At 35.4% G+C, this 13,497-nt stretch carries 16 protein-coding genes; 11 read left to right on the forward strand and 5 right to left on the reverse strand.

The window, feature by feature from the left end; all coding sequences use genetic code 11:
- Positions 1-61: 61 nt before the first annotated feature.
- Both nudF and cpdA read left to right on the forward strand, forming a co-directional pair.
- Positions 62-691 carry an ADP-ribose diphosphatase gene (gene nudF, locus GYX25_RS00195; RefSeq protein ID WP_091347696.1) on the forward strand — a complete coding sequence of 210 codons (630 nt, stop codon included), beginning with the start codon at positions 62-64 and terminating at the stop codon, positions 689-691.
- Positions 692-869: 178 nt separating this feature from the next.
- A complete protein-coding gene (gene cpdA / locus GYX25_RS00200) occupies positions 870-1,691 on the forward strand; it encodes a 3',5'-cyclic-AMP phosphodiesterase (protein WP_238785920.1) in 822 nt (273 codons plus the stop codon).
- A 54-nt stretch (positions 1,692-1,745) separates the two neighbouring features.
- Here the strand turns inward: cpdA and cls are convergent, their stop codons facing one another.
- The 5 genes from cls to fldA form a co-directional block, all read right to left on the reverse strand.
- Entirely contained in the window at positions 1,746-3,209 is a 1,464-nt protein-coding gene (gene cls / locus GYX25_RS00205; protein ID WP_091347690.1) for a cardiolipin synthase, read from the reverse strand.
- Between the two features lie 6 nt (positions 3,210-3,215).
- Positions 3,216-3,671 carry an acyl-CoA thioester hydrolase YciA gene (gene yciA / locus GYX25_RS00210; RefSeq protein ID WP_091347748.1) on the reverse strand — a complete coding sequence of 152 codons (456 nt, stop codon included), beginning with the start codon at positions 3,669-3,671 and terminating at the stop codon, positions 3,216-3,218.
- A gap of 25 nt (positions 3,672-3,696) precedes the next feature.
- The gene (locus GYX25_RS00215; protein ID WP_091347687.1) at positions 3,697-4,242 is read right to left on the reverse strand and encodes an inner membrane-spanning protein YciB; all 546 of its coding nucleotides are present in this window, start codon (positions 4,240-4,242) and stop codon (positions 3,697-3,699) included.
- Positions 4,243-4,311: 69 nt separating this feature from the next.
- Positions 4,312-4,770, reverse strand: a complete 459-nt coding sequence (gene fur, locus GYX25_RS00220) for a ferric iron uptake transcriptional regulator (protein WP_091347684.1) — start codon at positions 4,768-4,770, stop codon at positions 4,312-4,314.
- Between the two features lie 78 nt (positions 4,771-4,848).
- Positions 4,849-5,361, reverse strand: a complete 513-nt coding sequence (gene fldA / locus GYX25_RS00225; protein WP_091347682.1) for a flavodoxin FldA — start codon at positions 5,359-5,361, stop codon at positions 4,849-4,851.
- Between the two features lie 176 nt (positions 5,362-5,537).
- On the opposite strand from fldA, the gene sucC reads away from it, so the two are divergent.
- From sucC to tolA, 9 genes are all read left to right on the forward strand, one after another.
- Positions 5,538-6,707, forward strand: coding sequence for an ADP-forming succinate--CoA ligase subunit beta (gene sucC, locus GYX25_RS00230; protein ID WP_174786415.1), 1,170 nt, complete (start codon positions 5,538-5,540; stop codon positions 6,705-6,707).
- A 27-nt stretch (positions 6,708-6,734) separates the two neighbouring features.
- A complete protein-coding gene (sucD, locus tag GYX25_RS00235) occupies positions 6,735-7,607 on the forward strand; it encodes a succinate--CoA ligase subunit alpha (RefSeq protein ID WP_091347677.1) in 873 nt (290 codons plus the stop codon).
- A gap of 98 nt (positions 7,608-7,705) precedes the next feature.
- Positions 7,706-9,277, forward strand: a complete 1,572-nt coding sequence (locus GYX25_RS00240; RefSeq protein ID WP_091347676.1) for a cytochrome ubiquinol oxidase subunit I — start codon at positions 7,706-7,708, stop codon at positions 9,275-9,277.
- Positions 9,278-9,296: 19 nt separating this feature from the next.
- Positions 9,297-10,433, forward strand: coding sequence for a cytochrome d ubiquinol oxidase subunit II (gene cydB / locus GYX25_RS00245; protein WP_091347673.1), 1,137 nt, complete (start codon positions 9,297-9,299; stop codon positions 10,431-10,433).
- A 9-nt stretch (positions 10,434-10,442) separates the two neighbouring features.
- On the forward strand, positions 10,443-10,553 hold the full coding sequence (locus tag GYX25_RS00250) for a cytochrome bd oxidase small subunit, CydX/CbdX family (RefSeq protein WP_141683340.1): 111 nt from the start codon (positions 10,443-10,445) through the stop codon (positions 10,551-10,553).
- Positions 10,554-10,728: 175 nt separating this feature from the next.
- A complete protein-coding gene (gene ybgC, locus GYX25_RS00255; RefSeq protein ID WP_091347670.1) occupies positions 10,729-11,124 on the forward strand; it encodes a tol-pal system-associated acyl-CoA thioesterase in 396 nt (131 codons plus the stop codon).
- Positions 11,125-11,805: a protein TolQ gene (gene tolQ / locus GYX25_RS00260; protein WP_091347666.1), complete on the forward strand. Its 681-nt coding sequence runs from the start codon at positions 11,125-11,127 to the stop codon at positions 11,803-11,805.
- A gap of 2 nt (positions 11,806-11,807) precedes the next feature.
- Entirely contained in the window at positions 11,808-12,233 is a 426-nt protein-coding gene (gene tolR / locus GYX25_RS00265; RefSeq protein WP_160401934.1) for a colicin uptake protein TolR, read from the forward strand.
- 27 nt (positions 12,234-12,260) lie between these two features.
- Positions 12,261-13,421 carry a cell envelope integrity protein TolA gene (tolA, locus tag GYX25_RS00270; RefSeq protein ID WP_091347659.1) on the forward strand — a complete coding sequence of 387 codons (1,161 nt, stop codon included), beginning with the start codon at positions 12,261-12,263 and terminating at the stop codon, positions 13,419-13,421.
- Positions 13,422-13,497: the final 76 nt, after the last annotated feature.

Genomic DNA, 13,497 nt, shown 5'->3' on the forward strand with positions numbered 1-13,497 from the left:
AGCATAGTTTGTATGCCATTCGCACTTTTTATTCAAATTAAGTTTAACATTGGGATCTTATATGAAAATAAAACATAATCCGGTACATTTTGACAAAAATGATGTGTTTAATCTAACTAAACGAATTTTGTATAAAGGTTTTTTTTCTTTATTTGAATATCGTTTTCAATATCGCAAATTTGATGGTTCAATGAGCGAGGTTGTTAGTCGTGAAATTTTGGAACGAGGGCATGCGGTAGTGCTTTTAGCATATGATGCAAAACGTGATGAAGTTGTGCTAATTGAACAAATCCGGATTGCTGCTATTGAAACCCAAGAGAGTCCGTGGATGTTAGAACTCATTGCAGGCATGATGGATCATGAAAATGAATCATTTGAAGAAGTGGCAAAACGTGAGGCAATGGAAGAGGCTGGAGTTGTTATTGGTCGATGTAAACCTATCATCAGTTATTTAGCATCACCTGGTGGTTTAACTGAACAATTGCATATTTTGGTGGGCGAAGTCGATTCATCAACCGCCAAAGGTATTCATGGGCTTGCTGAAGAAAACGAAGATATTAAAGTTCATGTTGTCAGTCGTAATCAAGCTTATCAATGGGTCAAAGACGGATTAATTAACAATGCTGCATCAATTATTGCACTGCAATGGTTAGAACTTAATCACCAGTTATTAAAAAAAGAGTGGGAATAACTTTTTTAGTGTTCATATTTAATTATTTCTTTCATAAAAGTGTGATCTAATTTACACTTTTGTATAACGCTAAGATTTAAAATAAAAATTGTATTCCCTGTCACAATGTCTATTTTATTGCTGACATTATTAACCATGATTATAGATTGATAAATAATTGGGGTGAATTTTGAGGTCATTGTTAAAACTTCCAATTCGTAACAAAAATTACGGTAAAATATTGCATATAACTGATACTCATCTTTTTTCTGAGGACGATGGTTCATTGCTTGGTATTAATTCCAATGCAAGTTTTCAAGCTGTTATAAATGAAATTGGAAGTAGTAATAAGACGTTTGATTTGATTGTGGCAACGGGTGACTTTGTGCAAGATAGTTCTAAAAAGGCTTATGCTCGTTTTGCTGAGCAAATCAACAAGTTTAATACACCTTGTGTGTGGTTGGCTGGCAACCATGATAATTATGAGGGGATGCAAGATGTGTTTGCAGATTATCAACTGGCCGATAATAAAATAGTGCAGTTAGGAGATAACTGGCTGATTGTTTTATTAAATAGCCAAGTTATTGGTCAAGCATATGGTTTTTTACCTGAATCTGAACTTGAATTTTTACATAATGCTTTAACCGATCATTCTGATCGAAATACATTAGTTTTTTTACACCACCATCCAATTAATTCTGGATGTCATTGGTTAGATCACCATATTTTAAAAAATAGTGATCAATTAGAGCAAATTATTCAAAAACATTCTAATGTAAAAGGGATAGGTTGGGGACACATTCATCAAAAACAAGATTATGTTTGGCATCATTGTCATGCATTTTCAACCCCTTCAACATGTTTTCAGTTTAAGCCTGAATGTTATGATTTTCAAGTATCAACTGAAGATGCGCCTGGTTGGCGAGAAATTACGCTTAATACTGATGGTTCTATCGAGAGCGAGGTTTATCGTTTAGCTGATAATCAGTTTTTACCCGATGTTTCTCAAAATGGTTATTAGCAAGCCGTAATATATTCGTTTGTAATCATAGTGAACTTAAAACTTGTTCAATAATTATAGTAAAGGTGCAAAAAAGTAAAACAGTCGTTCAACTATGCGTTGCCATATTGGACGTTGATTCCATTCGTCAGTTTTTATGCTATCTGAATTAGATAAATATTTTTGTAAGAGCACTGATAGCGATTTAGCAAATTCTACGTCATCAATCACAGTTGTAATTTCAAAATTAAGCCATAAGCTGCGCATATCTAAATTAACAGTACCAACAAGACTTAACTGGTTATCGATTAGGACGCTTTTGGTGTGTAATAAGTTATCATTGAATTGATAAAGTTTTACGCCACCGTTTAATAATTCGGAAAAAAATGCTCGACTTGCCCATTTAACCATTAGTGAGTCATTATTTTTTGGAACGATAATGATGACTTCTACCCCCCTTTGAGCTGCGGTGCAGACAGCATGTAGAATATCATCACTTGGTACTAAATAAGGTGTCGTAAAAATAATTTGTTCTTGTGCTGAATAAATTGCCGTTAATAACACTTGGTGGATCATGTTTTCCATATAACCCGGTCCAGATGCTATTAGTTGCATTATGTGTTTTTTATCTTCTGGTGGTTCGGCAAAATCAGTAATTTTTGGTAGTGTTAAATGTTTGCCTGTTTCTAGTTCCCAATCACTAGCATATATGGCGCTCATAAGCGTCGTTACCGGTCCATTCATTCTGACCATGATATCAACCCATTCACCGACATGTTTATTTTGTTTGAAAAAACGAGGATCAACAATATTCATGCTGCCTGTATAAGAGATGTAGTTGTCGATAATGGCAACTTTTCGGTGTTGTCGTAAGTCCAATCGCCTAAACATGAATCGAAGTAAGTTTACTTGTAACGCTTCGACAATAATTATACCAGCATCACGCATTCTTTTACTTGCATTCGTTTTAATAAAATGTCGGCTACCGGCAGAGTCAACCATTAATCGACAAGTTACTCCTCGCTGTGTTGCTTGAATGAGTGCCTGCTCGACTTCGTCAGCCCGACCACCTTCATTCCAGATATAAAATACCATTTCAATATTAGACGTTGCTTTATTGATATCTTCAATTAAGCGGTCAAAAATTTCGTTAGTTTCGCTTAGTAGTTCAATGTGATTGCCGTTAATTCCATCAAGGCCTGTTTGGTGTTTGCAAAGTTGAAAAATCGGCTTGCTAACTAGGCTAACGTTACTGGTGAAAATATCAGAAAATTCACTTAGACGGTTAATAAATTTTGAAATAGTCGGGCGCATTTTTTGTGCCCGTTTAACTCGTTGTTGACCTAAGTGCGCTTCGCCCAAGGCAAAATAAAGGAATACTCCGATAAGTGGTAAGATATAAATGACTAACATCCATGCAATAACATAAGTGGTAGGTCTTCGTTTAAAGACAATCCGTAATGTTGTTGCAACAATGATCAACCAGTAAGTAAGAAAGATCAAAGTGCTGATTAATGCATGAAATGAGGTAAATTGCATACTTAATTAGCCATTAGTTAGATTTAATTTAGTTATTGGGTCTTGAGTGCAATCATAATTCTGAAATGCTTCAGGTAATGGTTTGGGGTTATTATGTTTATCAACTGAAACATAAGTGAATACGGCATCTGTTATACAAAAGCGCTGTGTCGTATCAGATGTATCAATGACTTTTTTAATCCACACTTCAATGCCAATAGTGATAGATGTTTTTCCTGTTTTGATGCAATGCGCATAGCAACAAACAACATCCCCGACCATTGCGGGTTTGTAGAATGTAATGCTGCTAGCATTTACTGTTACAACTCGATTTCTCGCGATCTCTTTTGATAAAATACCGCCTGCAAGATCCATTTGCGACATGATCCACCCACCAAAAATATGTCCGTGAGGATTGGTATCAGCCGGCATTGCAAGCGTTCTAAGTACTAATTGACCTTTGGGGGTTGTATTTTGTGTCATGCTAAAATACTCCGTTTGTTCTAACTTATTGTTTATCATCTATATCTTTATTCATGTTTTTATAGATATAGATACCTGATATTAACGATAATAGTAACGATGCACCAGGTAAAATAAATACTTTAAATATCCAAAAGAAATCATCAGTTGTGTAGTAGGTTGCAGCTAAACTAATAGCGCCACACAATATAAAAAAGAAGATCCATAATAAATTTAGTTTATTCCAAATAGCAGTATCGAGTTGTATTTCTTTGCCTAGCATTTTTTGAAGTAGATTTTTTTTAAAAATAAATTGGCTAACTAATAAGGCTGTAGCAAATAAAAAATTAATAATAGTGACTTTCCATTTGATTATATTCGGATCACGCAAATAAAGTGTAAATCCACTAAAGATCATCACCATTATATAAGAAATCAACTCTACTTTATCTACTTTTCTATATAGAATAAGAATGAGAAGAAAGCATACTGTTGCTGCGATCATTAGTGCTTGAACGCCAACAAAGACATCATACATGGTTAGAAAAACAAAAAAGAATACAAGCGGAATAAAGTTTAAAAGTTGTTTCATTAAATTATTAACCTAGCAAAAAGATGAGTGGATATATTCTAAATGAGTAAAAAGCCTATTGGAATAGGCTTATTTTTTGTGATGAAGCTCAGGATGTTTTTTACAATTACCTGCTTGGCAATGTCCATAAAGATATAAACTATGAAAAGTTAATGTCATGCCATATTGTTCAGCAATTTCTTTTTGTCTGGCGTTAATGATATCATCACGAAACTCGAATACTTCACCACAATCTAAGCAAATTAGGTGATTGTGGTGTTGCTGAGTTGCGAGTTCAAAAACAGCTTTCCCACCCTCAAAGTTGTGGCGAGTAACAATTCCTGCATCGTCAAATTGATTCAAAACACGATAAACGGTTGCAAGTCCGATTTCTTCTCCCATATCCAGTAGTTTTTTATAAAGGTCTTCTACTGTGATATGTTGGCATGAAGGATCTCGTAATAATTCTAAAATTTTCAATCGTGGTAACGTAACCTTTAAACCAGCGCTTTTTAGCGCTGCATTATTATCATTATCATGATTTGTCATATTACTTCCCATTAAGTTATTAATATTTTCCCATTATAGGAACTATATATGGTAAATAAAAGAAATCGTTTTAATAGATTAAATTTTCATTTCAGTTTTGACTTGATTGACCCAATTATTAATACGTTCTTCAGTTAATTCAGGTTGACGATCTTCATCAATTGCTAAACCAATGAAATGTGTGTCATCAACTAAACTTTTTGACGCTTCAAAGCTATAACCTTCGGTTGACCAGTGTCCAACAATTTTTGCACCTTTAGGCTCGATAATATCGCGAAGTGTTCCCATGGCATCACAAAAATATTCGGCATAGTCTTCTTGATCACCACAACCAAAAATAGCCACAGTTTTACCGTTAAAATCAATTTTTTCTAAATTAGGAAAAAAGTCATCCCAGTCTGCTTGTGATTCTCCGTAGTACCAAGTTGGAATGCCAAAAAATAGATAATTGTATTGTTCGATGTTTTCTTTAGTGGCTTTTGCAATGTCAAAAAGCTCGGCGTTGTCACTACCTAAAATGAGTTGGATTTGCTTAGCTACATTTTCTGTGTTGCCAGTGTCACTACCAAAAAAAATACCAACTTGTTTCATATTTGTACCTTTATTATTTCGATATTAAAATATTCTAGAAGTATATCATTGTCACTTACTATCAGCAATCATCCTAACTAACCCCAAACATAAGTTATTATTTGCTATACAATTTATTTATCTTGCATTAGAATTATCACCTGTTTTTATATTAATTTAGGCTGTGGAATTTCTTTATGAACTTGCATGAATATCAATCTAAATATCTTTTTAAACAATATAATTTGCCCATACCTGAGGGGTATGTTTGTAATTCAATTAATGAAGTACAAGATACGTTATCTGAATTATCTTCACAGGCAGATTCAGGCCTTTGGGTTGCTAAATGTCAGGTTCATGCAGGAGGACGAGGTAAAGCCGGCGGCGTTATTTGCACGCAAAGCTATAATGAAATAAAGCAATTTGCTGAAAAATGGTTGGGGCAGTATCTTGTTACTTATCAAACAACTGATAAAGGTCAGTTAGTTAATAAAATTCTAATTGAAAAAGCGTCTAATATTCATAAGGAACTTTATTTAGGGGCGGTGGTTGATCGTAGTTCTAAACGTGTTGTGATCATGGCTTCAACTGAAGGCGGCGTTGATATAGAAAGTGTTGCCGAAAAATCACCACACTTAATCCATAAAACTTCACTCGATCCTTTAACAGGACCTTGTGCTTTCCAAGGTCGTGAGCTTGCATTTAAGTTAGGATTAACAGGCAAATTAGTGAATCAGTTTACAAAGCTATTTGTTAATTTTGCAAAACTATTTTTAGAAAACGATGTTTCATTAGCCGAGGTTAATCCATTAGTTATTACCGATTCAGATGAACTCATTTGTTTAGATGCAAAAGTTGTTTTAGATGATAACGCGCTATTTAGGCACCCAAACTTAACCATTTTAAGAGATACAACTCAAGAAGATGAACGTGAATCAATAGCTGCAAAACAAGGTATTAGCTATGTATCATTGGATGGCAATATTGGCTGTATGGTTAATGGTGCAGGTCTTGCAATGGCAACTATGGACATTATTAAATTACATGGAGGTGAACCTGCAAACTTTTTGGATGTAGGTGGTGGCACAACGAAAGAGCGCGTCGCTGAAGCATTTAAGTTGATATTATCTGACACAAATGTGAAAGCAATTTTGGTTAATATTTTTGGTGGTATTGTTCGTTGTGATTTAATTGCTGACGGGGTTATTAGTGCAATTAAAGAAATAGGTCTTAATGTTCCTGTTGTTGTTCGTCTTGAAGGTAATAATGCTAAGCTTGCGCAAGAAATTTTGGCTAAAAGCAAATTAAATGTTATTACTGCAGAAAGTTTAATCGATGCGGCTCAAAAAATTGTTGCTGTTGTCTAATGAAGAGGCGTGTGGAGAAGGGTTATTATGTCAATTTTAATCAATAAAGAAACCAAAGTCATTTGCCAAGGATTTACGGGTGGTCAAGGTACTTTACACTCACAACAAGCGCTAGCTTATGGTACTAAATTAGTTGGCGGTGTGACACCTGGTAAAGGGGGAACAGTCCATTTAGGTTTACCTGTTTTTAATACTGTTAAAGAAGCGGTTGAAGCAACCGGTGCAACAGCAAGTGTTATTTATGTACCAGCAGCATTTGGTAAAGATTCTATTTTGGAAGCGATTGATGCAGGTATTAAATTAATTGTCTGTATTACTGAGGGTATTCCAACTTTAGATATGTTAGTTGTTAAAGAAAAATTAAGGCTAAATGATGTCGTAATGATTGGACCAAACTGTCCGGGTATTATTGTCCCAGATGAATGTAAAATAGGTATTATGCCGGGTCATATTCATCGATCAGGTAAGGTGGGAATCGTTTCTCGATCTGGAACACTAACTTATGAAGCAGTTAAACAAACAACGGATATTGGCTTAGGACAATCAGTGTGTGTTGGCATCGGCGGTGATCCTATTCCAGGTAGCGATTTTATCTCTATTTTAGCCTTACTTGAGCAAGATCCTAAAACCGAAGTTATTGTGATGATTGGCGAGATTGGTGGTAGTGCTGAAGAAGAAGCTGCAGAATATATTAAAAAACACGTAACTAAACCTGTAATTGCATATATTGCTGGTGTTTCTGCACCATCAGGAAAACGTATGGGGCATGCAGGTGCGATTATTTCAGGTAATAAAGGTACAGCAGTAGAAAAATCTAAAGCATTGCAATCTGCGGGCATTACGGTTGTAAAAAGTCTTACGGATATTGGGGATGCTGTAAAAAAACAAATTAAGATATAGTTTTTTTGATATATATCAATTTTATTCTGTCATTATCGGTGTATAATAGCCGTCAATAACATAAAAATTTGTGAGTATTTAAGGATTAGGGAGCGCTTATGTTAGATATAGTAGAACTTTCACGCCTCCAGTTTGCACTTACTGCAATGTACCATTTTATTTTTGTTCCATTAACGTTGGGTTTAGCGTTTATGCTAGCAATTATGGAAACGGTATACGTTGTTAGTGGTAAGCAAGTCTGGAAAGATATGACAAAGTTTTGGGGCAAACTGTTCGGTATTAACTTTGCAGTAGGTGTCGCAACTGGCTTAACCATGGAATTTCAATTTGGTACTAACTGGTCTTATTATTCACATTATGTGGGTGATATTTTTGGTGCGCCGTTAGCCATCGAAGGTTTAATGGCATTCTTCTTAGAATCAACTATGGTAGGTTTATTCTTTTTTGGTTGGGATAGATTAAGCCGTGGTAAGCATTTAATTGTGACTTGGTGTGTTGCATTTGGTTCTAACCTTTCGGCACTTTGGATCTTAGTTGCTAATGGTTGGATGCAATTCCCTGTGGGATCTGAATTTAACCCAGTTAATTCACGTATGGAAATGGCGAGCTTTTTTGAGCTGATTACTAACACTGTTGCTCAATATAAATTTGTTCATACCGTTGCTGCAGGTTATTTGACAGGTGCTATTTTTATTTTAAGTATTAGTTCTTACTATTTGCTGAAGAAACGTGATGTTGCCTTTGCAAAACGCTCTTTTGCTGTGGCCGCGACATTTGGATTTATTATGTCGATTGCTGTTGCTCTAATGGGGGATGAAGCTGGGCATGAAATGACAACTGTCCAACCAGCAAAACTTGCTGCCATTGAAGCTGAATGGGAAACTCAACCGGCACCAGCGTCATTCAATGTTATTGCCTTTCCATCACAAAAAAATAAAGAAAATTTATTTGCAATAGAAATTCCTTATGCAATGGGCATAATGACCACTCGTTCATTGGACACGCAAGTAACTGGATTAAGAGATATATTAGCGAATAATGAAACGAGAATTCGTAAAGGTATTTTGGCTTATACAAATTTAGAAAAAATTCAACAAGGTAATCAAGATCCTGACGTCCTTAAAGCATTTGAGGATAATAAATCTGATTTAGGTTATGGTTATCTGGTTAAACGTTTTACCGATCGTGATAATTTAACGATTCCTCAAGCGACAGAAGAGCATATTAAAGCTGCTACTGAAGACTCAATTCCTACAGTATGGCCACTATTTTGGGCTTTCAGAGTGATGGTAGGCCTTGGTGTGTTAATGATTTTGGGCACAGGTTTTGCTTTATGGACTACTTATAAAAATAAAATTGGTGAGAAACGTTGGTTACATCGTTTGTTGGTTTTGTTTTTACCATTCCCTTGGCTTGCATGTGAATCTGGTTGGTTTGTTGCCGAGTATGGGCGTCAACCTTGGGCAATTCAGGATATTTTACCGACAGGAGTAGCAAATTCATCATTAACTGCAGGTGAAGTGCTATTCACTATGGTACTTATTTGTGGCCTTTATACATTGTTCTTAGTTGCTGAATTATTCTTAATGTTTAAGTTTGCTCGTTTAGGACCTAGTTCTTTAGGTACGGGCAACTATCATTATGAAAAAACACAACCGGTAACAGAATAGGGCATAGGGAGTATACACAATGATTGATTATGAAATTGTACGCGTCATCTGGTGGGTACTAATTAGTGTTGTTTTAATCGGTTTCGTTGTCACCGATGGTTTTGATATGGGCGTGGGTATTTTATTACCTTTTATCGGTAAAACAGATACAGAACGTCGAATTATGATTAATGCAATTGCTCCTCATTGGGATGGTAACCAAGTTTGGTTGATCACTGCTGGTGCAGGAGTCTTTGCTGCGTGGCCTATGGCATATGCGGCGTCATTTTCAGGCTTTTATATTGCTATGATTTTAGTGCTTTGTGCACTGTTTTTTAGACCAATTGGTTTTGATTATCGTAGTAAATTAGAAAATTCAAAATGGCGTAATTTATGGGATGCTGGCATTTTTGCTGGTAGTTTTGTGCCTGCATTGGTTTTTGGGGTCGCTTTTGGTAACTTATTAGAAGGTGTTCCTTTTAGATTTGATAACTCTTATCGTGTGTTTTATGATGGTAACTTCTTTGGTTTGCTTAATCCTTTTGCATTGTTGACTGGTGTTGTTAGCTTAATGTTATTTGTAGCTCATGGTGGAGCATGGTTACAGCTGAAAACATCAGGTGAACTGTATTTAAGAGCTAGAAAGGCTACACAAATTGCCAGTTTAGTCATGTTAATTGCATTTGTGTTAGCAGGTGTTTGGGTGGTATTTGGTATTCATGGCTATGAAGTAACTAGCGTGATTGATTATAATGCGTCATCTCATCCGCTAAGCAAAACCGTATCTACTAATACGTCATGGTTAACTAACTATATGAATTGTCCTATTTTATGGATAGTACCTGCTTTAGGTGTTTTGTTACCGCTATTGACTATTCTTTTTTCTAGTTTAAATAAAAATGCATTAGTGTTTGTTTCATCAGTATTAACAATTGCATGTGTTTTATTTACCTACGGTATTGCAACTTTCCCATTCATTATGCCTTCAAGCATTATGCCAAATGCAAGTTTGACAATATGGGATGCATCATCAAGTCAATTAACACTTAATATTATGTTTGTTGTTGTTCTTATCTTTTTGCCTATAGTTCTTTTGTATACTATTTGGTCATATATCAAAATGTTTGGGCGATTGGATAAAAATCATATCGAAAATAATAAACACTCACTTTATTAAGGAAAACTTATGTATTACGTTTTATGGTTTATAGGACTTATGGCTGCATGTATGCTATCCGCTGTAGTTGGCTTATGGATTGAACGCGATAGTAGCGAAAAAGAATCTAATAACAAATAATACTAATTAAAAAATAATAAAAAGGTGGCAAATCGTCACCTTTTTAATTGTTAAATAGAGTTGTAAAGAATAAAATGTAAATGATAATTTTTTTCATTTGTGTTTTTTATATCATAATGCAGTGAATTTTATATTCAGATATAATAGCACTAAATTTAATTAGTATAATTCGGGTATGAGACAATTCAATTGGAATGCAAGAGTTTATTATGAAGATACGGATGCTGGTGGTGTTGTTTACCATGCTAGGTATCTTGCTTTTTATGAACGAGCAAGGACAGAAATTTTAAGGCAGCTTGGTATTAGCCAACAAACATTATTACAAGAAGGTATTGCTTTTGTTGTAAAAAAGATGGATATTAGCTACCAATTTCCAGCTCGTTTAGATGATATGCTAACTATCAGTTCTGAGGTTGAACAAGTTCGTAAAGCGTCTATTATTTTTAAGCAAACTATTTTTAATCAAAATAAACAAATTATTAGTACGGCAAGTGTTCTTATCGCTTGTGTTGATATTATTAAAATGAAGCCATGCGGGCTTCCCAAGTTATTAGTTTTGGAGTTTATATAAGTGGAAAATCTGAATATTATTGCTCTGTTTTTGCAGGCTGGCTTGTTAGTACAAAGCGTTATGTTGTTGCTACTTGCTTTTTCCGTTATGTCGTGGGCTATTATATTTCAACGAACTATGATTTTAGGTAAAGCTAAAAAACAGATTGAGCAATTTGATAATAGTTTTTGGGCTGCCGACGATTTAAATGTTTTGTTTGATAAAGCAAAATTTCATAAAGAAGAAATTGGCGGTACAGAGCATATTTTTTATTCAGGTTTTAAAGAGTTTTCACGGCTATATCAAATTAACCCAAATATGGCTGAATCGGCTTTAGATGGTGCATCGCGCTCTATGCGCTTAGCAATGAATCGTGAGCTAGATATTCTAGAATTACATATTCCTTTTTTAGGGACGGTAGGTTCTATAAGTCCATATATCGGTTTGTTCGGTACTGTTTGGGGAATTATGCATGCATTTATTTCGTTAGGTGCTGTTAAACAAGCAACGTTACAAATGGTCGCACCAGGGATTGCTGAGGCGTTAATCGCAACTGCAATTGGTTTATTTGCTGCTATTCCTGCGGTACTTGCATATAATCGCTTGTCATTGGGGGTAAGCCGAATAGAACAAAGTTACCTTAACTTTATTGATGAATTTTCTGCAATTCTACAACGTCAAGCTGTTGCTGTTAGGAAGTAATTATGAGCAGAAATAGGCGTTCACGTTATTCAACTAAATCTGAAATCAATATAGTCCCTCTACTGGATGTACTATTAGTATTAGTGCTTATTTTTATGGCAACAGCGCCAATTATTAGCCAAAGTGTTGAAGTTGACCTGCCAGAGGCGTCGGAGTCAAAAACGGTTTCGTCTTCAGAAAATAAACCAATTATTATTGAAGTATCTGGTGTGGGGATATATGCACTAATTATTGATCAGGATCGTCAATCTAACTTACCACAAGAGCAGATTGTCGCAGAAGTGAAGCAACAAATGTCACTTAATGACAAAGCTGTTTTTTTAGTCGGTGGGGCTAAAAATGTGCCCTATGAAGAAATTATAAAAGCCTTGAATTTACTACAATCTGCGGGCGTTAAGTCTGTAGGATTAATGACTCAACCAATTTAAATAAAATAATATAGCAAGATGTCAGCAATGTCTTATAAGCCAAATTCAAAATTAAGTATAGCAATTATAATATCCATTATATTACATGTGATTTTAATCATCATTTTGGGGTATCGGGCTCTGCATGATAATGATGCTAACTATGGTAGCGTTAATGGGAATTCTATAGACGCTATTATGGTTGATCCTTCCGTGATGACCGAACAGTATCAAAGACAACTAAAAACGCAAGTTAGTCAAAAACAAGCTGAACAACAAAGACAGCAACAAATAGATAATCAGGCTCGTGAGTTACAAGAGCAACAGCTAGCTCAGCAACAGAGGCTTAAAGAGTTAGAAAGAGAGCGCCTAAGAGTAGAAGAACTACAAAAGAAAGAAGCAGAAGCTGCGGAGGCTGCAAGGGTTGCAAGACAAAAAGAAGAAGCTGATCGCAAAGCGAAAGAGCAGTTAGAAGAACAGCAAAGGCAAGCGGAAAAACAGCGTTTAGAGCAACAGCAAGTTGAGTTAGCAAAACAAAAAGCAGAGCAAGAAGCTAAATTAAAAGCAGAACGAGAATTATTAGAAAAACAGCGTGAAGAAAATCAGCGAAAACAAGAAGAATTAGCGAAACAAAAAGCCGAACATGAAGCTAAAGCAAAAGCTGAACAAGAACTTCTTGAAAAGCAACGAGCTGAAAATGAACGTAAACAAGCAGAACTAGCTAAGCAAAAGGAAGAACAAGCAAAAAAGCAAGCCGCTGAAAAAGCCGCTGCAGAAAAGGCTGCGGCGGATAAAGCTGCAGCTGAAAAAGCTGCAGCCGAAAAAGCAAAAAAAGCAGCACAAGCAAAAAAAGATAAAGAGCTTGATAATTTGTTAGGTGGGCTAACATCAGGCACACCCAGTCCATCAGGTGGTGCAGCCAGCCGTAAAGGTGTTTCAGATGGAGAACTCGATAAATATAAATCTTTAGTTCAAAATGCTATCAGCAATAAATTTATTAATCCTAATAAGTTATATAGTGGTCGAAATTGTATATTAGAAATTCAAATAGCGCCGGATGGCTTATTACTTAGCGTTAGTGCAAAAGGTGGTGATGACGCATTATGTCGAGAGGCACTTGCAGCGACTAAGCAAGCAGTAATTCCAAAGCCTGCAAGTTCGTTTTACAATCAAGTAAAAACGATGACAATTGACTTTCAACCGAAATGATTTTTATACGTAAATACGATGTTTTCTAAAAAATTTTTACAATAAATTACCTATATCTGTAAATGTAAATGTTGAA

It is taken from the genome of Gilliamella sp. ESL0254, assembly GCF_013344985.1.
Taxonomy (GTDB): Bacteria; Pseudomonadota; Gammaproteobacteria; order Enterobacterales; family Orbaceae; genus Gilliamella; species Gilliamella bombicola.